This window comes from Gordonia sp. PDNC005, assembly GCF_016919385.1.
Classification (GTDB): Bacteria; Actinomycetota; Actinomycetes; order Mycobacteriales; family Mycobacteriaceae; genus Gordonia.
Genome location: NZ_CP070351.1, coordinates 2396365 through 2415188, shown reverse-complemented (window position 1 = coordinate 2415188; position 18824 = coordinate 2396365). Strand labels below are relative to the sequence as shown.

General features: G+C 65.9%; 18 protein-coding genes. 11 read left to right on the top strand and 7 right to left on the bottom strand.

Features of this window, described 5'->3' with window-relative positions; translation table 11 throughout:
• The first annotated feature begins 8 nt into the window (after positions 1–8).
• The 7 genes from lepA to cysA all read left to right on the top strand — a co-directional run bounded on the left by lepA (position 9) and on the right by cysA (position 8301).
• Positions 9–1853, top strand: a complete 1845-nt coding sequence (gene lepA / locus JVX90_RS11390; RefSeq protein ID WP_205332391.1) for a translation elongation factor 4 — start codon at positions 9–11, stop codon at positions 1851–1853.
• Positions 1854–1880: 27 nt separating this feature from the next.
• On the top strand, positions 1881–3923 hold the full coding sequence (locus JVX90_RS11385; protein WP_205328893.1) for a M3 family metallopeptidase: 2043 nt from the start codon (positions 1881–1883) through the stop codon (positions 3921–3923).
• Between the two features lie 96 nt (positions 3924–4019).
• Positions 4020–4220, top strand: coding sequence for a hypothetical protein (locus JVX90_RS11380; RefSeq protein WP_205328892.1), 201 nt, complete (start codon positions 4020–4022; stop codon positions 4218–4220).
• Between the two features lie 344 nt (positions 4221–4564).
• Positions 4565–5584, top strand: a complete 1020-nt coding sequence (locus JVX90_RS11375) for a sulfate ABC transporter substrate-binding protein (protein WP_205332390.1) — start codon at positions 4565–4567, stop codon at positions 5582–5584.
• Positions 5581–6423, top strand: a complete 843-nt coding sequence (gene cysT, locus JVX90_RS11370; protein WP_205328891.1) for a sulfate ABC transporter permease subunit CysT — start codon at positions 5581–5583, stop codon at positions 6421–6423. The genes JVX90_RS11375 and cysT overlap by 4 nt, the downstream gene beginning before the upstream one ends.
• On the top strand, positions 6420–7304 hold the full coding sequence (cysW, locus tag JVX90_RS11365) for a sulfate ABC transporter permease subunit CysW (RefSeq protein ID WP_205328890.1): 885 nt from the start codon (positions 6420–6422) through the stop codon (positions 7302–7304). Before cysT ends, cysW begins: the two co-directional genes overlap by 4 nt.
• Before the next feature lies 1 nt (position 7305).
• Complete coding sequence (cysA, locus tag JVX90_RS11360) at positions 7306–8301, top strand: sulfate ABC transporter ATP-binding protein (RefSeq protein ID WP_205328889.1); 996 nt, start codon at positions 7306–7308, stop codon at positions 8299–8301.
• Positions 8302–8366: 65 nt separating this feature from the next.
• Here cysA and JVX90_RS11355 read toward each other — a convergent pair whose 3' ends face one another.
• Positions 8367–8762 carry a DUF4189 domain-containing protein gene (locus JVX90_RS11355; RefSeq protein WP_205328888.1) on the bottom strand — a complete coding sequence of 132 codons (396 nt, stop codon included), beginning with the start codon at positions 8760–8762 and terminating at the stop codon, positions 8367–8369.
• Between the two features lie 205 nt (positions 8763–8967).
• Between JVX90_RS11355 and JVX90_RS11350 the strand changes: the two genes are divergently transcribed.
• Positions 8968–9885, top strand: a complete 918-nt coding sequence (locus JVX90_RS11350; protein ID WP_240193866.1) for an alpha/beta hydrolase — start codon at positions 8968–8970, stop codon at positions 9883–9885.
• A 13-nt stretch (positions 9886–9898) separates the two neighbouring features.
• Here the strand turns inward: JVX90_RS11350 and JVX90_RS11345 are convergent, their stop codons facing one another.
• The 5 genes from JVX90_RS11345 to JVX90_RS11325 are packed head-to-tail and all read right to left on the bottom strand — an operon-like array spanning position 9899 to position 15392.
• Positions 9899–10636 carry a sirohydrochlorin chelatase gene (locus JVX90_RS11345; protein ID WP_205328886.1) on the bottom strand — a complete coding sequence of 246 codons (738 nt, stop codon included), beginning with the start codon at positions 10634–10636 and terminating at the stop codon, positions 9899–9901.
• A complete protein-coding gene (locus JVX90_RS11340; RefSeq protein ID WP_205328885.1) occupies positions 10636–11988 on the bottom strand; it encodes a GTP-binding protein in 1353 nt (450 codons plus the stop codon). The genes JVX90_RS11345 and JVX90_RS11340 overlap by 1 nt, the downstream gene beginning before the upstream one ends.
• Before the next feature lies 1 nt (position 11989).
• Positions 11990–12925: a sulfate adenylyltransferase subunit CysD gene (gene cysD, locus JVX90_RS11335; protein ID WP_240193865.1), complete on the bottom strand. Its 936-nt coding sequence runs from the start codon at positions 12923–12925 to the stop codon at positions 11990–11992.
• Complete coding sequence (locus JVX90_RS11330) at positions 12922–13671, bottom strand: phosphoadenylyl-sulfate reductase (protein ID WP_205328883.1); 750 nt, start codon at positions 13669–13671, stop codon at positions 12922–12924. Before JVX90_RS11330 ends, cysD begins: the two co-directional genes overlap by 4 nt.
• Positions 13668–15392 carry a nitrite/sulfite reductase gene (locus tag JVX90_RS11325; RefSeq protein WP_205328882.1) on the bottom strand — a complete coding sequence of 575 codons (1725 nt, stop codon included), beginning with the start codon at positions 15390–15392 and terminating at the stop codon, positions 13668–13670. Before JVX90_RS11325 ends, JVX90_RS11330 begins: the two co-directional genes overlap by 4 nt.
• A gap of 357 nt (positions 15393–15749) precedes the next feature.
• Here JVX90_RS11325 and hemW point away from each other — a divergent pair, with 357 nt between their 5' ends.
• Positions 15750–16952 (top strand): radical SAM family heme chaperone HemW, encoded by a 1203-nt coding sequence (hemW, locus tag JVX90_RS11320; RefSeq protein WP_240193864.1) that lies wholly within the window; start codon positions 15750–15752, stop codon positions 16950–16952.
• 44 nt (positions 16953–16996) lie between these two features.
• Here hemW and JVX90_RS11315 read toward each other — a convergent pair whose 3' ends face one another.
• Positions 16997–17422 carry a PaaI family thioesterase gene (locus tag JVX90_RS11315; RefSeq protein ID WP_205328880.1) on the bottom strand — a complete coding sequence of 142 codons (426 nt, stop codon included), beginning with the start codon at positions 17420–17422 and terminating at the stop codon, positions 16997–16999.
• A gap of 77 nt (positions 17423–17499) precedes the next feature.
• On the opposite strand from JVX90_RS11315, the gene JVX90_RS11310 reads away from it, so the two are divergent.
• Positions 17500–18102 (top strand): TetR/AcrR family transcriptional regulator, encoded by a 603-nt coding sequence (locus JVX90_RS11310; protein WP_205328879.1) that lies wholly within the window; start codon positions 17500–17502, stop codon positions 18100–18102.
• Positions 18099–18797: a hypothetical protein gene (locus JVX90_RS11305; RefSeq protein WP_205328878.1), complete on the top strand. Its 699-nt coding sequence runs from the start codon at positions 18099–18101 to the stop codon at positions 18795–18797. Before JVX90_RS11310 ends, JVX90_RS11305 begins: the two co-directional genes overlap by 4 nt.
• Positions 18798–18824: the final 27 nt, after the last annotated feature.

Genomic DNA, 18824 nt, shown 5'->3' with positions numbered 1-18824 from the left:
CAGTAGAGATTTCCACGTTCGCTGATACGACGTTCACCGATCCCGCGAAGATCCGCAATTTCTGCATCATCGCGCACATCGACCACGGCAAGTCGACGCTCGCCGACCGGATGCTGCAGCTCACGGGAGTCGTCGAGGAGCGTGCCATGCGCGCCCAGTACCTCGACCGCATGGACATCGAGCGTGAGCGCGGCATCACGATCAAAGCGCAGAACGTCCGTCTGCCGTGGAAGAAGGACAACGAGGACTACGTCCTTCATCTCATCGACACGCCGGGCCACGTCGACTTCACCTACGAGGTGTCGCGTGCCCTGGAGGCCTGCGAAGGAGCTGTGCTGCTCGTCGACGCCGCGCAGGGCATCGAGGCGCAGACTCTCGCGAACCTGTACCTCGCGATGGACAACGATCTGACGATCATCCCCGTCCTGAACAAGATCGACCTTCCCGCCGCCGACCCCGACCGCTACGCGGCGGAGATCGCCCACATCATCGGTTGTGAACCCGATGAGGTGCTCCGTGTCTCGGGCAAGACCGGTGAAGGCGTCGGCGCGCTCATCGACGAAGTGATCCGCCAGGTGCCCGCACCGGTCGGCGACGCGGATGCCCCGGCGCGCGCGATGATCTTCGACTCGGTCTACGACACCTACCGTGGTGTGGTCACCTACGTCCGCGTGGTGGACGGCAAGATCGCGCCTCGCGAGAAGATCGCCATGATGTCGACGGGCGCGCAGCACGAACTGCTCGAGGTCGGCATCGTCTCGCCCGAACCGAAGGCCACCAAGGGGCTCGGTGTCGGTGAGGTCGGTTACCTGATCACCGGCGTGAAGGACGTCCGCCAGTCGAAGGTCGGCGACACCGTCACGAGTGCCCGCAAGGGTGCGACCGAAGCGCTCACCGGCTACCGCGAACCTCGTCCGATGGTCTACTCGGGCCTGTACCCAGTAGACGGCTCGGACTACCCGGTGCTCCGCGAGGCACTCGAGAAGTTGCAGCTCAACGATGCGGCGCTCACCTTCGAGCCGGAGACGTCAGTCGCTCTCGGCTTCGGTTTCCGCTGCGGCTTCCTCGGCCTTCTGCACATGGAGATCACGCGTGAGCGGCTCGAGCGCGAGTTCGGCCTGAACCTGATCTCGACGGCCCCGAACGTGGTCTACCGGGTGGTGATGGACGACGGCAGCGAGCAGGTCGTCACAAATCCGTCCGACTGGCCGCAGGGCAAGACCCGCAGCATCTTCGAGCCCGTGGTCAAGACGACGGTGATCGCGCCGAGTGAGTTCATCGGCTCGATCATGGAACTGTGCCAGTCGCGTCGCGGTGAGCTCGGCGGCATGGACTACCTGTCCGAGACTCGTGTCGAGATGCGTTACACCCTCCCGATGGCGGAGATCATCTTCGACTTCTTCGACGCCCTCAAGTCGCGCACTCGCGGCTACGCCAGCCTCGACTATGAAGAGGCGGGCGAGCAGGAGGCCGACTTGGTCAAGGTCGACATCCTGCTGCAGGGTGAGGCCGTTGACGCGTTCAGTGCGATCGTCCACAAGGACTCGGCGTACGGCTACGGCAACAAGATGACCAACAAACTGAAGGAACTGATTCCGAGGCAGCAGTTCGAGGTGCCGATCCAGGCGGCCATCGGCTCGAAGGTCATCGCCCGCGAGAACATCCGCGCGATCCGCAAGGATGTCCTCGCCAAGTGCTACGGCGGTGACATCAGCCGTAAGCGCAAGCTCCTCGAGAAGCAGAAGGAGGGCAAGAAGCGCATGAAGACCATCGGTCGCGTGGAAGTGCCCCAGGAGGCGTTCGTCGCCGCGCTCTCGACCGATGAGGCCGGCGACAAGGCGAAGGGCAAGTAGCAGGTCGGCCTGTGGCACGCTGGTCGCATGGCTCTCCATTCGACGAACCCGGTGCTCGCGGAGTCTCACCTCCCGTACGGGTTGCCCGACTTCGCCGCCATCTCGGACGACGACTTCCTGCCGGCGTATGACATCGCCCTCGCCGAACACCTCGCCGAGGTGGACGCGATCGCGTCGAACCCGGAACCGGCGAGTTTCGCGAACACGATCGAGGCGCTGGAGAACTCGGGCCGCGCGTTGGCCCGGGCCAACGGGATCTTCTTCAATCTCGAAGGCCCGGACAGCAATCCGCAGCGAGCGCAGATCGCACAGACTCTCGCGGTGCGGCTCACCGAACACAGCAACACCATCGCGATGAACTCGGCGCTGTTCGCGCGGATCGACGCGGTCCACAGTGCGAGGGAGACGTCCGGGCTCACCGGCCCGCAGCGCAGGCTGACCGAGCAGCGGTACCGCGCCGTTGTGCGGGCGGGTGCGGCACTCGACGACGCCGGGCAGGCCCGGATGCGCGAATGGTCGTCGCGGCTGGCGGCTCTGACCACAGACTTCGGTCAGCGTCTCCTCGACGACACGAACGCCTCCGCCGTCCTGTTCGAGAGTGTCGCCGAACTCGACGGGCTGTCCGACGGGGAGATCGCGGCGGCACGGCGGGCCGCCGCGGACGCCGGGCACGACGCAGGCTGGCTGGTGACCCTTGAACTTCCGACCAGCCAGGGGAGTGTCGCGAAGCTGACCGCGCCGGAGTCTCGTCGGCGTGTGTACGACGCCTCGGTCAACCGTTGCTCACGCGGCGGTGCCCACGACACCCGCGACATGGTCCGCGAGATCGTCGACCTGCGTGCTCGTCGTGCCCGTCTGCTCGGCTACGCGACACACGCCGAATATGTGATCGCCGAGGAGACCGCGCCCGACTCGCAGACCGTCGCCGACCTGCTCTCGAGCCTCGGCACCGCCGCCATGGCAGCGGCGGAGAGCGAACTGGCCGGACTTCGAGAGCGGTTCGACGGGCCGTTCGGCCCCGCCGACGTCACGTTCGCGCTCGCCCAGAACGGCGGCGTCGACGACGCACCCGGTGTCGACGAGTTCGAGCAGTACTGCGAACTCGAGGCAGTGCTCACAGACGGTGTGTTCGCGGCAGCGCGCGCGCTGTACGGGCTGACTCTCACCGAGCGCTCCGACCTGCGGGGATACCACCCCGACGTCCGAGTATGGGAGGTCTCACGCGACGACCGCGGGATCGGTCTGTTCCTCGGGGACTTCTTCGCACGTCCGTCCAAACGAGGCGGCGCGTGGATGAACAACATCGTCGATCAGTCGCGGACACTCGGGACGTCGCCGATCATCGTCAACGTCTCCAATCTGACCAAGCCGGAAGCGGGCGAGAAGTGCCTGCTGACGTTCGACCAGCTGATCACCGTGTTCCACGAGTTCGGCCATGCGATTCACGGACTGCTCTCCGACGTCGACTACGTCTCGCAGTCGGGCACGTCGGTGCCGCGGGACTTCGTCGAGTTCCCGTCGCAGGTCAACGAGATGTGGGCGCTGCATCCCGATGTGGTCGTCGGCTACGCGAGGCACCACCGCACGGGTGAACCCGCACCGGCAGCACTGCTCGACGCGGTCCGGGCCTCGACGGCCACCGAGACCGCGCACTCGACCGTCGAGTACCTTGCGGCCGCCGCACTCGACCTCGCCTGGCACCGGCTCGGACCGGACGACGTGCCAATCGACGTGCTCGCCTTCGAATCGCGGGCTCTCGCCGAGGCCGGCCTGTCATCGGAGTTGATACCGCCGCGCTACCGGACCGCATACTTCAACCACGTGTTCGGCGGAGGCTACTCGTCGGCGTACTACTCGTACATCTGGTCGGAGGTGCTCGACGCCGAGACCGAGCAGTGGTTCCTCAAGGGTGGGGGACTGGACCGCGAACTCGGTCAGCGGTTCGCCGACGCCGTGTTGTCGAAGGGCGACAGCGAGGATCCCGTCCGGGCGCACGCCACGATGCTCGGACGTGCAGCGCAGATCACACCGCTCCTGACTCGCCGAGGTCTGGCCGGGGTCGACGAGTAGAGTTCACCAGTAGAGCGTCTTCAACGCTCCGAGGCGTTGCTGTGCTCCTGCGGTGACGGGGACGATTCAGCAGCGGTGAGACGAGGTGACCGGCGCGTGGACAGTGTGTTGTCGTGGTGGGACTCGGTGGAGGAGTGGCTCACCGGACTGCCGTTCGTCCCGCAGCTGGTGGTGACTCTCATCGTCGTCATCCCGCTCGCGACGGTCATCGCACTCGCAGTCAACTTCCTCGTCAGACGACTCGTCATGCTGCTCAGCAGGCGAGACGTCGGTGACGATCACGGATTGGGTATCTGAGTAATGTTCCGTTCCAAGGTGACGCTCGCACTGGTCGCACTCATTCTTCTGGTGATCCTGGCCTGGTTCCTCACCCGTTGATGCAGCGTCGGCGCCGACGGCACGACTTTCAATCAGCGTGAATCAAAAACCATGAACGCTTCGCGACGGGACGCGCCGCCGCGATAACCGCAGTTCACGTCCAACTGGCGCGGTAAGCACACCGATCGCCGCTGGTCACGATCTTCTGCCCAGGTCGATCGCAAGCGTTGAGGACAACACCGATCCCTCGTTAGTGTCATCGCGTGAACTCGGAGAAGACCTATCGGCGCGTGCGGCGTCCGCGCCGGATCATCGGCTGCCTCATGATGACCGCAGCACTCGTCGTATCGGTCGCCGCGTGCGGCGGCGGATCCACGGACAAGCCAGGCGGCGTCGACATCTCGTCGGGATCTCGCCACATCAATCTTGTCGCCTATGCGACGCCCAAGACCGGGTTCGACAAGGTGATTCCGGCCTTCCGCGCCACGAGTGTCGGAAGCGACATCGGATTCTCGCAGTCGTACGGAGCGTCGGGTGACCAGTCGCGCAAGGTCGCGCGTGGACTGCCGACCGACGTCGTCAACTTCTCCGTAGCGCCGGACGTGACTCGCCTGGTCAAAGCCGGTCTCGTCGCCGAGGATTGGGAGAAGCAGGCGCCGAACAAGTCGGTGCCCTTCGGCTCGGTCGTCGCGCTCGTCGTCCGTCAGGGGAACCCCAAGAACATCCGGTCGTGGGACGACCTGCTTCGACCCGGCATCGAAGTCGTGACTCCGAATCCCGGAAGCTCCGGCTCGGCCAAGTGGAACCTGCTCGCGCCGTACGCGGCCAAGAGCTCCGGCGGGAAGGACCCGGAATCCGGTCTGGCGTACGTCAGCGAACTGGTCCGCGATCACGTCAAGGTGCTTCCCAAGTCGGGTCGTGAGGCGACCACCGCGTTCGAGAAGGGGCAGGGCGACGTCCTGATCAGCTACGAGAACGAGGCGATCATGCTCAAGCGGAAGAACCCGGACGTGTCGCAGTCCGAGCGGATCGACTATGTCGTGCCGTCGGAGACATTCCGCATCGACAACCCGGTCGCAGTGGTCGACACCGGTGACGACATCGCCGCCGCCCGCGACTTCGTGGCGTATCTGTTCACCCCGGAGGCCCAGCGTCTCTGGGCCAGCGCGGGCTTCCGTCCCGTCGACGCGGCGGTGAAGGCGGAGACCGCTCACCTGTTCCCCGGCGACATCTCGCGGCTGTGGACGATAGACGATCTCGGGGGCTGGAAGGCCACCGACAAGAAACTGTTCGGATCCGACGGTGAGATCACCGCGATCTACAAGAAGGAGGCGGGCAGTTGAGCACCGACACCGCTACCGACCTGCAGGACCCGCCGGCGAGCGTGGGCCGCAGATCGACCACCGGCATCACCGTCGGCGTCGCCGGCCTGTGGCTGAGCATCATCGTCCTGCTTCCGCTCGCCGCGATCGCGGCGCAGTCGTTCGACGACGGCCCGAGCGGCTTCTGGGACGGCATCACCGATCCGGCTGCCCTCGACACGCTGGGCATCACTGTTGTCGTGTCGCTGGTGGTCGCACTGGTGAACGTGGTCTTCGGGACGATCATCGCGTGGGTCCTCGTCCGCGACGACTTCCCGGGCAAGGCGTTCGTCAACGCGATCATCGATCTGCCGTTTGCACTCCCCACCATCGTCGCCAGCCTGGTCCTGCTTTCGCTGTACGGGCCCAACAGCCCGATCGGCGTGCACCTGTCGGCCACCCAACCCGCCGTGATCATCGCGCTGACGTTCGTGACACTGCCGTTTGTGGTCCGTCAGGTGCAGCCGGTCCTCATGGAACTCGACACGAGTGTTGAGGAGGCCGCCGCGGTCCTGGGAGCCAGCAACCGGACCATCTGGGTCAAGATCGTGCTGCCCGCGCTGCTGCCGTCGATCCTCACCGGCGCCGGCCTGGCCTTCACCCGCGCGATCGGCGAATTCGGATCGGTCGTCCTCATCGGTGGCAACATCCCCGGCGAGACACAGGTCGCATCGCAGTACATCCAGCAGCAGATCGAGGTCGACGAACCCGTCAACGCGGCAGCAGTCTCGGTCGCCCTGCTTGTCATCGCATTCCTCGTCCTGTTCATCCTGCGCGTCATCTCGCGCATCCAGACCTCACGGGAGGGCTCGGAAGCATGATCGTGTCGAAATGGACGCGCCTGAGTCTGCGCAGCGTCGCCCTCGTCTACCTGTTCGTCCTGCTCCTGGTGCCCGTCGGCCTGATCTTCTGGCGGTCGTTCGAGCACGGCTTCGGCCAGTTCTGGGACTGGATCACCACCCCCGCCGCCATCTCCGCCCTGCAACTGTCATTGCTGATCGTGGTGATCGTGGTCCCGCTGAACGTCGTGTTCGGCATCGTCATGGCGATCGCCCTCGCTCGCGGACGGTTCCGCGGGAAGGGCGTTCTGCAGGCGATCGTCGACCTGCCGTTCGCTGTGTCGCCGGTCGTCGTCGGTGTTGCTCTGATCGCTCTCTGGGGCGTCGACGGCTGGTTCGGCGGAGTCGAATCACTCGGTTTCCGCATCATCTTCGGACTGCCCGGCATGGTGCTGGCGACCATCTTCGTCACCCTGCCGTTTGTCGTCCGCGAAGTGGAACCGGTGCTCCGTGAGATCGGCACCGAACAGGAAGAGGCGGCGTCTACACTGGGCGCCACCGGCTGGCAGACGTTCTGGCGGATCACCCTCCCGGCCATACGCTGGGGCCTCACGTACGGGGTGGTGCTGACTGTCGCCCGGGCACTGGGCGAGTACGGTGCGGTCACCATGGTCTCGTCGAACTTCCCCGGCGTCTCGCAGACACTGACCCTCCTTGTCCACTCGAGGTACACCGACGACTACAACGAGTACGGCGCTTATGCCGCCGCGACGCTGCTGATGCTGGTCGCGATTGTTGTCCTCGTCTTCATGACCGTGATCGAGCGACGTGTCCAAGGACGTGTCGCCGACGCCAGTGCCTCGGTCGTCGATTCCCCAACCAGCGGTTCCGTCCCCTCCACAACAGCGCAGGAGAAGATCTGACATGTCCATCTCGGTGATCGGCGCGAACAAGCGCTACGGCGAATTCGCTGCCCTCGACGACGTGTCGATCGACATCCCGGAGGGGTCGCTCACGTCCCTTCTCGGACCGTCGGGGTCGGGCAAGTCCACTCTGCTCCGCGCCATCGCGGGACTCGACCGGCTCGACTCGGGAACGGTCAAGATCAACGGGCGCGATGTGTCCTCCGCGTCGCCGCAGCAGCGCGACATCGGATTCGTCTTCCAGCACTACGCCGCGTTCAAGCACCTCACGGTGCGTGAGAACATCGCGTTCGGCCTCAAGATCCGGAAACGTCCCAAGGACGAGATCAAGAAGAAGGTCGACGAACTGCTCGACATCGTCGGGCTCACCGTCTTCCAGAAGCGTTACCCTGCGCAGTTGTCGGGCGGCCAGCGTCAGCGCATGGCGCTGGCTCGGGCGCTCGCGGTGGACCCGCAGGTGCTGCTGCTCGACGAGCCGTTCGGTGCACTCGACGCGAAGGTCCGCGAGGATCTGCGCAAGTGGCTTCGCAAGCTTCACGACGAGGTCAACGTGACGACCGTCCTGGTGACGCACGATCAGCAGGAGGCACTAGACGTCTCCGACCGGATCGCCGTGCTCAACAAGGGACGTATCGAGCAGGTCGGGGCCCCGGACGATCTCTACGACCGTCCGGACAACGTGTTCGTCGCGTCGTTCCTCGGTTCGGTGTCACGCCTCAACGGTGAACTCGTCCGTCCGCACGACATCCGCCTCGGACGTACCCCGGAGATGGTGTTCCCCGGACCAGATTCGTCGCTGGACACCGGAGTGGTGAAGGCGTCGGTCGAACGTGTCGTCAACCTCGGCTTCGAGACTCGCGTGGAGCTCAAGGCCGCCACGACCGGCGAGGAGTTCATCGCACAGATCACGCGTGGTGACCAGAATGCTTTGAACCTCCAATCGGGCGAGTCGATCTTCGCGCGTGCGACGAAGGTTCCGCAGCTCTCGAACGACTGACAAAACAAACCTGGCGTTCGGTGTCATCAGATGACACCGAACGCCAGGTTCGTCTGTTCGAGGGGTCAGCGGCCCGAGGTGCAGGCCCAGCCGCGGACGTGCGAGCCGTACCCGGCCTGGCTCCGTGCGGCGCGCTCCGCGCCTGCGCGCGTGCGGTAGCCGCGGGCGGTGCCGACATAGGTGCGGTAGGACGTGAACTTGTACGCGACGGCGCCGCACGAGCGGTAGAAGGTGAAATACCCGCATCGTGAACCGCATCGGCCCTTGGCGGCTCGGATCGCAGACTTCTGCGTCGGGTAGTTGACCGCGTAGCCGGTCGCCCCGTTGTAGGCCCAGGAGATTGCTCCCCAGTAGCCACTGCGGGCTGCATCGGCCTCCGGGGTGGTGCCCGGAACGAAGGTGGCGGAGGTCGCGAGCGTTCCGACGATTGCGAACGCTGCGAGCAACTGGCGAAGTTTCATAGCTGGAAGAATACTCAGACTCTTCTCAGAAAGTCGAGAAGGCGTCGGTCGTCTGATCGACAGCGTGTCGCCGAACGCAAGGCCGGATCGACGACCCCGGTGATGTCGAACTCGGAACTGAGACGGCTCGATCGCTGCTGACATCAATGGGGCAGACTGACGTCATCAGACGATACGTCGAGACGAGCGGAGACCCTCAGTGCCAGTGGACCCGAAGACGCAAGCATTCCTGACCGCGACCCAGAACGGCCGTGGGCTGCATGAGATGCCGCTGGATCAGGCCAGGGCGGCGTTCGACAAGCTCAGCGTCCGATCGGGGATCGCACCCGACGAGGTCGCCGACGTCGCCGAGCGCATGATCCCGGGGCAGGCAGGCGACATCGCGGTCCGTGTCTACACGCCGGAAGGCGAGGGACCGTTCCCCGTCGTGATCTTCTTCCCCGGGGGAGGGTTCGTCGTCGGCAATCCGTCGACCGTGCACGGACCGGTGTCGGTGCTCTGCAAGCAGGTCGGCGCGGTCGTCGTGTCCGTCGACTACCGCAAGGGGCCGGAGGACCCGTTCCCCGCTGCCGTCGACGACGCGATCGCGGTGACCCGGTGGGTCGGGGATCATGCCGCCGAACTCGGAGGTGACTCGTCTCGCATCGCGGTGGCCGGCGACAGTGCGGGTGGAAATCTCGCCACTGTCGTAGCGATCGACGCCCGCGACAACGGTGGCCCGGCGCTGTCGGCTCAAGTCCTGATCTACCCGGCGACGGACGTCTCCAAGCCCTACCCGTCACTCCGTGAGAACGGTCGCGGCTTCTTCATCACCGTCGACGTGCTGCGGTGGTTCGGGGAGGGCTACAAGGCGGATCCGCTTGATTGGCGGGCATCACCGATGCTTGTCGAAGACCTGTCCGGACTGCCCCCGGCGTTTGTCGTCACCGCCGAGTTCGACCCGTTGCGTGATCAGGGGGAGGTGTACGCACACCGGCTCGCCGACGCGGGCGTCGACGTTCAAGCACGACGGTACGACGGCCAGATCCACGGGTTCGTCGCCAATCTGGCTGCTGTCACGGGTCTCGGGACCACTGCGATCAACGACATCGGAGAATTCCTCGACGGAGTGTTCACCGACTGACGGAAAGGATCGATCAGACGCCGACGAGGGCTGCGCCGTGAAGCGCGGTGACGGCGTCGACGATCGCCGGATGGGCGCCGATCGGCCCGGCCACCACGGATCCGGGGGCGTACACGTCGAGCCATCGTTCAACACGCTCGGTCAGCAGACCGGCAGACAGGAACAGCGGAGACGCGGCGATCGACGTGGCGCCCGCAGCTCGGAGTGCCTGCACGGCGTCGGCGACTGGCCGGCCGTCGGGTCCGAGCCGCGTCGCGAACACGGTTTCGACAGGCATCCGCAATGCAGACGACAGTTCACTGCCGCGGGCACGGATGGATTCGTCGGATCCGGCGTCGCTGGAGCCGACGGCGTAGAGCAGAACGCCCGAGCCGCGTCGGACACCCGCCTCGCGGAGGCGGTCGCAGAGGGCCGGGACTGGGGAGTGGGATCCGATCACCGGAGTCTGGACGGCCCGCAATCCCGGGTGCGTGCGGCGGGCGGCGTTGATCGTCGCGGGCAGATCGATCTTGGAGTGATAGCCGTCGCCGAACAACAGTGGCACCACGGTCACGTCGCCGGACAGTCCCGTCAGGACGTCGTCGACGAGCGGTGCGTTCAGATCGAGGAACGACAACTCCACCCGACTCCCGGGCAGTGCGGCCGCCACTGCGTCGCGCACCCGTCGAGCGGTGTCTGCGAAGCGAACGTCACGACTGCCGTGCGCGACGAGTACAACAGTGCCGTCCCCGTCACACATCGGCGTCGTCATCAGACCGCCGCGGCCTGCGACAGATGCAGCGGGGCGAGTGCGTCGCCGATCAGGCCCGCACCGAGCGTGTTGCCGCCCTGCGGGTCGATGATCAGGAAGCTGCCCGACTCGCGATTCACCTGGTAGTCGTCGGCGGCGATCGGCTCGGCAGTCATCAGGGAGATGCGGCCGATCTGATTGAGCTCGACCGTCTCCGGTGCGTCGAGCACGGCGAGATCCTGCTCGTCGAAGAGTGCGTCGAGCGAAGAGATGATCACCTGAGTCGTTTTGGCGCCGTGCTTGAGGAGCAGACGTGCTCCCGGCCGCAGGGCCTTCTCCGCGAGCCAGCAGACGGTTGCGGTGAACTGCTGGGCGGGCTCGGGTGCATCGGTGACCGACGAGATGAGGTCACCTCGAGAGATGTCGACGTCGTCTGTCAGCAGCAGAGTGACACTGCGCCCGGTGTGAGCGGCCTCCAGTTCCCCGTCCGCGGTGTCGATCTTCGCGATGGTTGTGCGGATGCCCGACGGCTGGACGACGATCTCGTCTCCGACAGACACGCGGCCCGCTGCGATCTGACCGGCGTACCCGCGGTAGTCGGGGTACTCGGGGGTCCGCGGGCGGATCACGTACTGGACCGGGAACCGCAGGCCGACCGAATGGACGTGCTCCTCGCCGTCCTGTGCACGACCCCGGTCGACGTCGTTCGGAACGCTCTCGAGGTGCTCGATGAGGGTCGGGCCGTCGTAGTACGGGGTGTTCTCCGACCGGATCGCGACGTTGTCGCCGTGGAGCGCCGAGACGGGGATCTCCTGCACCTGGTCGGATGAGTAGCCCAGCGACGCGGTGATCGTGTTGAACTCCGAGGAGATCTCCGCGAACACCTCGGCCGGATTGTCGACGAGGTCGATCTTGTTGACGGCCAGGACCAGACGCGGAACGCCGAGGAGAGCCATCACCGCTGCGTGGCGTCGAGTCTGCGCAACGACGCCGCTTCGTGCGTCGACAAGCAGGATCACCAGCTGGGCGGTAGACGCACCGGACACCGTGTTGCGGGTGTACTGCACGTGGCCGGGGGTGTCGGCGAGGACAAACGAGCGAGCAGGCGTCGCGAAGTAGCGGTACGCGACATCGATCGTGATGCCCTGCTCACGCTCGGCGCGGAGGCCGTCGACGAGCAGAGACAAGTCAGGCGTGTCCATGCCGCGGTCGACGGACGCCTTGGTGACGGCGTCGATCTGATCGGCGAGAACCGACTTGGTGTCGAACAGAAGTCGGCCGACAAGGGTCGACTTCCCGTCGTCGACGGATCCGGCGGTCGCGATGCGCAGCAGGTCGGGGGACGGGGCGAGCCCCGAAACAGTTGCGGTCATGTCAGAAGTATCCTTCGCGCTTGCGGTCTTCCATTGCGGCCTCGGAGACGCGGTCGTCTCCGCGGGTGGCGCCACGCTCGGTGAGGCGTGACGCCGCGACCTCGGCCAGAACGGCTTCGTTGTCGGCGGCGTCGGAGAGGACCGCGCCGGTCGTCGAGCCGTCGCCGACGGTGCGGTATCGCACGGTCCGCGTCTGGACTTCCTCGCCTTCGCGCGGACCGCCCCACGGTCCGGACGTCATCCACATGCCGTCGCGCTCGTACACGTCGCGCTCGTGCGCGTAGTACAGCGGAGCGAGCAGCACCTGCTCGCGAGCGATGTAACGCCAGATGTCGAGTTCGGTCCAGTTGCTCAGCGGGAACACACGCACGTGTTCGCCCGGTGCGTGGCGGCCGTTGTACAGGTTCCAGAGTTCAGGTCGCTGACGCTTCGGATCCCACTGGCCGAATGCGTTGCGCAGCGAGAAGATCCGCTCCTTGGCGCGGGCGCGTTCCTCGTCGCGTCGCGCACCGCCGAACACCGCGTCGAACCGGTTCTCGGTGATGCCGTCGAGCAGCGGAATGGTCTGGAGCGGATTGCGGATGCCGTCCGGACGTTCGGTCAGGCGACCGTCCGCGATGTAATCCTCGACCTTCGCGACGTGCAGACGCAGGTTGTGGCGTTCGACGATCTCGTCGCGGAACTGGATGATCTCGGGGAGGTTGTGGCCGGTGTCCACGTGCAGCAGCGAGAACGGCAGCGGTGCGGGCCAGAACGCCTTCAACGCCAGGTGGAGCAGGACGGTGGAGTCCTTGCCGCCGGAGAACAGGATCACCGGTCGCTCGAATTCGCCCGCGACCTCGCGGAAGATGTGGATCGACTCCGACTCGAGTGCGTCGAGCGTGGTGAACTCGTCCGCGCGGTCGAATGACCGGGTGGGATTCTCGGAAATGGTCATGATGCGTGCAGCCCGCATTCTGTCTTGGCGCGCCCGGCCCAACGGCCGCTGCGCGGATCTTCTCCGGCTTTCGGTTTGTGGGTGCACGGTTCGCACCCGATCGACGGGTAGCCCTCGTCGACCAACGGGTTCACGAGGACGCCGTTGGCGTCGATGTAGTTCTGGAACTCCTCATCGGTCCACGCGGCGAGCGGGTTGATCTTCACCAATCCGAACGCGTCGTCGAACGAGATGAGTGGTGCGTTCGCACGCGTCGGCGCCTCGACGCGGCGGATGCCGGTCACCCACGCGCGGTACGGCGCGAGCGACGCCTTGAGCGGCACCACTTTGCGCAGCCGGCAGCACTCACCCGGGTCGGACGCGAACAGGTTGCGTCCGACGAGTTCGTTCTGCTGCTCCACGGTCTGTTCCGGGGTGACGTTGATCAACTCGAGGTTGTACACCGATTCGACGGCGTCCCTGGTTCCAAGAGTCTCGGCGAAGTGATAGCCGGTGTCGAGGAACAGTGCCTTCAGCTTTCCGCCGACGGCGTCCTTGTCGGTGATGGCCTTGTCTGCGACGTCGATGAGCACGGCGTCCTGCATGTTCGCCGCGATCAGGAAGTCGGGCCCGAACGTCTCCGCGGTCCACGCGAGCAGCTCCGCCGCGGTCGCGTCCGGGCCGAGCTGTGCCGCTCCGGCCTCGGCGATCGCGCGGAGGTCGTCGACGGTTTCGTCTGCTGGTCGAGCGAAGTCGAGATCAGTCATCGCAAGTGCTCCTCTTCTGCTCGGACGGCCCACACGGCGAAACGTTCGCCGTCTTCACGGTGCTCGATGAAGTTCCGGACGACTCGCTCGATGTAGTCGCCGAGGTCGACGCTGACGACCTTGTGTTGGCGTAGTTTGCGGCCGAAGCCGGAGTCGAGGCCGAGGCTGCCGCCGAGGTGGACCTGGTAGCCCTCGACCTGTTCGCCCTGGTCGTTCTCGACGAGCTGACCCTTGAAGCCGATGTCGGCGATCTGCGACCGGCCGCACGAGTTGGGGCAACCGTTGATGTTCACGGTGATCGGGACGTCGAGCTGGGCGTTGATGTCGGCCAGTCGCTCTTCGAGGTCGGGCGCGAGCACCTGCGACCGCTTGCGCGTCTCGACGAACGACAGCTTGCAGAACTCGATGCCACTGCATGCGAGCAGGTTTCGGCGCCAGTTGGACGCCCGGGCCTGCAGTCCGAGCGGGGCCAGTTCGTCGATGAGCGATTCGACCTGGTCGTCGGGCACGTCGAGGACGATCAGCTTCTGGTAGGGCGTGAATGAGGCCCGGTCGGAGCCGACACGGTCCATGGCGTCGGCGACCTTGGTGAGAATAGTCCCTGACACGCGGCCCGCGATCGGCGTGAACCCGACGGCGTTGAGGCCGTTGCGGAGTTTCTGGACGCCGATGTGGTCGATCGGGCGGGCAGGCTGCTCGGGCGCGGGACCGTCGATCAGTTTCCGCTTCAGGTACTCGTCCTCGAGGACCTGGCGGAACTTCTCGATGCCCCAGTCCTTGATCAGGAACTTCAGGCGTGCCTTGGAACGCAGGCGGCGGTATCCGTAGTCGCGGAAGATCGAGACGACGCCTTCCCACACGTCGGGCACCTCGTCGAGCGGCACCCACACGCCAACCCGCTGGGCGAGCATCGGGTTCGTCGACAGGCCGCCTCCGACCCACAGGTCGAGACCGGGTCCGTGCTCGGGGTGATTCACGCCGATGAACGCGACGTCGTTGATCTCGTGGACGACGTCCTGCTGGCCGGAGATCGCCGTCTTGAACTTGCGCGGCAGATTCGAGTACGCGGGGTCGCCGATGTAGCGCCGGACGATCTCGTCGATCGCCGGAGTCGGGTCGAGGACTTCGTCGAACGATTCGCCGGCGAGCGGCGATCCGAGGACGACGCGGGGGCAGTCGCCACACGCCTCGGTCGTCTTGAGGCCGACGGCTTCGAGCCGCTTCCAGATCTCGGGAACGTTCTCGATCTCGATCCAGTGGTACTGGACGTTCTCACGGTCTGAGATGTCGGCGGTGTCCCGGCCGAACTCCGTCGAGATCCCACCGAGAGTGCGCACCTGGGCGGCGTCGAGCTTGCCGCCGTCGCACCGCACTCGCATCATGAAGTACCGGGCCTCGAGGAGATCGATGTTCTCGTCACCGGTGTAGGTGCCGTCGTAGCCCTGCTCGCGCTGGGTGTACAGACCCCACCAGCGCATGCGCCCACGCAGGTCGGCCTTGTCGATCGAATCGAAACCCTGCTTCGAATAGATGTTCTCGATGCGGGCACGGACGTTCAGCGGATTGTCATCGCGCTTGTTCTGCTCGTTCGGATTGAGCGGCGTGCGATAGCCGAGTGCCCACTGGCCCTCAGATTTGCGCTTCACCGGCCGCGCACGCTTGCGCGGCGCTGCGGGAGCGTCGGCTGCGGCGTCGGCCGACTCGGTTGACGTGAGCGTCATGAATTCTCCTACAAGACATACTGCGGGCAGGGCAGCACGGCGTCGGGCTGAAAATCAGAATGAGTGACGAGAATCGGCTGGGCCAGGAGGCGGGCCGATCGTGGACCGCTTGTCTCTACGCGCAGAACTGCACGGAAACGGTCGGATCGTCGGCTAGAGCCGACAGAAAGCGCTGCACACGCGCTTGAGGTCGATGTGCCGCCGCTCGGCGAGCCACACTCCTGGGGAAGTCACGTCCTCCATAGTGCCACGCGCGATGGCGAGTCGTCTACTTGGGGTTATTTTCGATCATGGTGATGTTAATTACCGCGGCAGAGTCGATTTACCTGCTCGAGCTGGATGCGGGATGATGGTTCAGTGGTGAATCGGCAGGCCCCTGAGCGGCTCTCGGAACAGGCGCTGGAGGCGTTCGGCGCGGTGGACGAGGGTCGTCCGTTCGGTCTCTACCTGCATGTCCCGTTCTGTGCGACGCGCTGTGGCTACTGCGACTTCAACACGTACACCGCCGGCGAGCTCGGCTCGTCGTCGTCCCCACAGTCGTGGTTGGAGGGGGTTCGCCGCGAACTCGACTCGGCTGCCGCGTTGCTGACGCCCGCGCGAGCAGTGTCGACGGTGTTCGTCGGCGGAGGCACGCCGTCGTTGCTCGGCGGCGAAGGGCTCTCGGAGCTCCTCGGCGCGGTCCGGGACTCGTTCGATCTCGCGCCCGGAGCGGAGGTGACGACCGAGTCGAACCCCGAGTCGACGTCGCCGGAGTTCTTCGGTCGACTCCGTGAGGCGGGATTCACGCGGATCTCGCTCGGCATGCAGTCCGCCGCGCCGCACGTTCTCTCGGTGTTGGAGCGCACGCACACTCCGGGACGTGCGCTGCAAGCGGCGCGGGAGGCCGTCGACGCCGGCTTCGAGCATCTGAATCTCGACCTCATCTACGGAACGCCGGGGGAGTCGGACTCCGATCTCGCCGCATCCATCGACGCTGTGCTGTCCGTGCCGGTCGATCACGTGTCCGCATACGCGCTCATCGTCGAGGACGGAACGGCATTCGCGCGGAAAGTGCGACGCGGTGAGGTGCCCATGCCCGACGACGACGTCCTCGCTGCCCGCTACGAGATGCTCGACGCCCGGCTCTCGGCGGCCGGCCTCACGTGGTACGAGGTGTCGAACTGGGCCCGGCCGCAGTCGGATTCGGCATGCAGGCACAACGAGGCGTACTGGCGGAGCGATGACTGGTGGGGTGTCGGCCCGGGCGCGCATTCCCACGTCAACGGTGTGCGCTGGTGGAATCAGAAGCACCCCGCGACCTACTCGGCATCACTCGCCGAGGGCAGGCTTCCGATCGGGGGCCAGGAGATCCTCTCGGCCGAGGACGTGCACACCGAAGCGGTGATGCTCCGTCTCCGGATGCGTGAGGGGCTGGCTGCGAGCATGCTCGACGATGCCGAACGCGCACGTGCCGACATCGCGGTGGTCGCCGGACTCCTGGTCGTCGAGTCGGACGCCTACGTCCTCACCGACCGAGGCCGCCTCCTCGCAGACGGCGTGGTCCGGGACATTCTCGACTGACGTGTTCCGTCGCTCGTCGACCAGGGAAGGCCCCACGGCCGGGGTCAGCCGACCTGGTAGACGCCCGATCCGGTGGCGACGAGTTGATCGTCGGACCTCGTCCGGATTTCCACCGAGCAGTGCGACAGCTTGCGGCCGCGTCGCAGACGGGTGCCGATGATCTCGATGTCGTCGTTCATCGCCGGTGCGATGAAGTTGACTGACATGGACACGGTCACCCCGCGCAATTGTTCGGGAACAGGTCCTTGGCCTGCCCAAGCGGCGGCCATGATGCCGAGGTCGATGCATGCCGCGATCGCGCCGCCGTGAACCATCGGGCCGATCGTCGTGTTCGCGTCGACGAACGGCATGCGCAACCGCGCCGTGCCTTCGCCGAGGTCGATGACCTCGACGCCGAGGGTTCCGATGAACGGTGAACCTGGAAAGAACATCCGCATCGCCTCGGATCCAGTGGCGGGTTCATCAGTCATGCTATCTCCTTCGAGTCGTAGTGTGGTTATGAAATCATAATTGGACTACGAATAGATAGTGCTGTTACGTTTTGTGCATGACAGTTCCGCTGATCGAGCCGACCGACCGTCGTCGACGCCGTACTCACAAGGCGGTTCTCGACGCGGCCGCCGCCCTGTTCGCGACCAACGGCTTCCGGCAGACATCCGTCGACGAACTGGCGCGCGTCGCCGATGTCGCCCTCAGCTCCATCTATGCGAACTTCCCCGGCGGCAAGGCCGACGTCTACGCTGCGCTGGCGTGCCGGATCGCCAGGGATCACGCGAAGGAGATGGCGGATGCCATCTCGACGGCAGACGGGCCAGTTGAACTGGCGGTCTTCGATGCCTACCTGCGCTTTCACGCACACAATCCCGACGCCTTCCGGATCCTGGGACTGTCCGACGTGGGCAGCGGCGACTCCGATCTCGTGGACGAGGCGCGTCGCGTGGTTCGGACTCTGCTCACCGGCGTCGTGGACGAGGCAGTGGCCGCATCGACTCTGAGCCGACGGGCCGCGCGGATCGAAGCCCTCCGACTGTGGGGGACGGTGAACGGGATGATCGCGCTCGGGGCGCAGGGCTTCGCGACGGCCGCAGAGGTCGAGGAGCTTCTCGCCATGGTGCGGTCCGACCTGGCCTCGCGGATCGGCGTCGAATGAGGATCGGTGAGCTCACTCGGTCCGAGCGGCTCGCCGCCGCGATGTCGGCGGCTGCGGCAGCTGCAAGGGCTGTTCCAGGTCAGTTGCGCCGAGTTCCGACGGGTTCGGGCGGGCAGCTGGTGTCGCCGCCCGATTCGAGGTTCGCCATGGAGGTCGCTGAACGCGCGTCCGACGAACTCTCGCGCGAGATGCTCGCACACAGCCGCCGATGCTTCCAGTGGGCAGCGGCGTTCGCCGAGGTCGATGGGCTCGTCGCCGATCCTGAGCAGCTCTGGGCGGCGACTATGCTGCACGACCTGGCGCTCGGCGGACCCGACGTCGACGGGTACGGGTGCTTCGCCGCCATCGGGGGCGATGCTGCGGCTGCTCTCGTCGCTCGCCACCGATCGTCGGCCGATGCAGACGTCGTGCGTGGTGCGATCGCTGTCCACTTTCATCCTGCGACGCCGACCGAACCGATCGCGCGGTGCCTTCACTCGGCAGTGAACCTCGACGTCGTGGGACACCGACTACGTGAGCTCGATGCGGGACTCGTCGCCGTCACCGAGGCGGCCCACTCGCGCGACGGCTTCACGCAGGCGTTCTGTGACGCGATGAAGGTTGAGGTTCAGCGGCGTCCGTATTCGAGTGCGGCCGTCCTGTGGCGCGCGGGCGCCCGGTTGCCGATCCTCCTCAACCCGCTCGCGCGGGCCTGACGGTCGTTTCTTCAAGCGGAGTCGAGA

Coding starts and splice junctions, on each gene's coding strand:
- JVX90_RS11385 (WP_205328893.1), top strand. CDS start 1,881: ATGGCTCTCCATTCGACGAACCCGGTGCTCGCGGAGTCTCACCTCCCG.
- JVX90_RS11375 (WP_205332390.1), top strand. CDS start 4,565: ATGATGACCGCAGCACTCGTCGTATCGGTCGCCGCGTGCGGCGGCGGA.
- cysW (WP_205328890.1), top strand. CDS start 6,420: ATGATCGTGTCGAAATGGACGCGCCTGAGTCTGCGCAGCGTCGCCCTC.
- cysA (WP_205328889.1), top strand. CDS start 7,306: ATGTCCATCTCGGTGATCGGCGCGAACAAGCGCTACGGCGAATTCGCT.
- JVX90_RS11355 (WP_205328888.1), bottom strand. CDS start 8,762: ATGAAACTTCGCCAGTTGCTCGCAGCGTTCGCAATCGTCGGAACGCTC.
- JVX90_RS11345 (WP_205328886.1), bottom strand. CDS start 10,636: ATGACGACGCCGATGTGTGACGGGGACGGCACTGTTGTACTCGTCGCG.
- JVX90_RS11340 (WP_205328885.1), bottom strand. CDS start 11,988: ATGACCGCAACTGTTTCGGGGCTCGCCCCGTCCCCCGACCTGCTGCGC.
- cysD (WP_240193865.1), bottom strand. CDS start 12,925: ATGACCATTTCCGAGAATCCCACCCGGTCATTCGACCGCGCGGACGAG.
- JVX90_RS11330 (WP_205328883.1), bottom strand. CDS start 13,671: ATGACTGATCTCGACTTCGCTCGACCAGCAGACGAAACCGTCGACGAC.
- JVX90_RS11325 (WP_205328882.1), bottom strand. CDS start 15,392: ATGACGCTCACGTCAACCGAGTCGGCCGACGCCGCAGCCGACGCTCCC.
- JVX90_RS11315 (WP_205328880.1), bottom strand. CDS start 17,422: ATGACTGATGAACCCGCCACTGGATCCGAGGCGATGCGGATGTTCTTT.
- JVX90_RS11310 (WP_205328879.1), top strand. CDS start 17,500: ATGACAGTTCCGCTGATCGAGCCGACCGACCGTCGTCGACGCCGTACT.
- JVX90_RS11305 (WP_205328878.1), top strand. CDS start 18,099: ATGAGGATCGGTGAGCTCACTCGGTCCGAGCGGCTCGCCGCCGCGATG.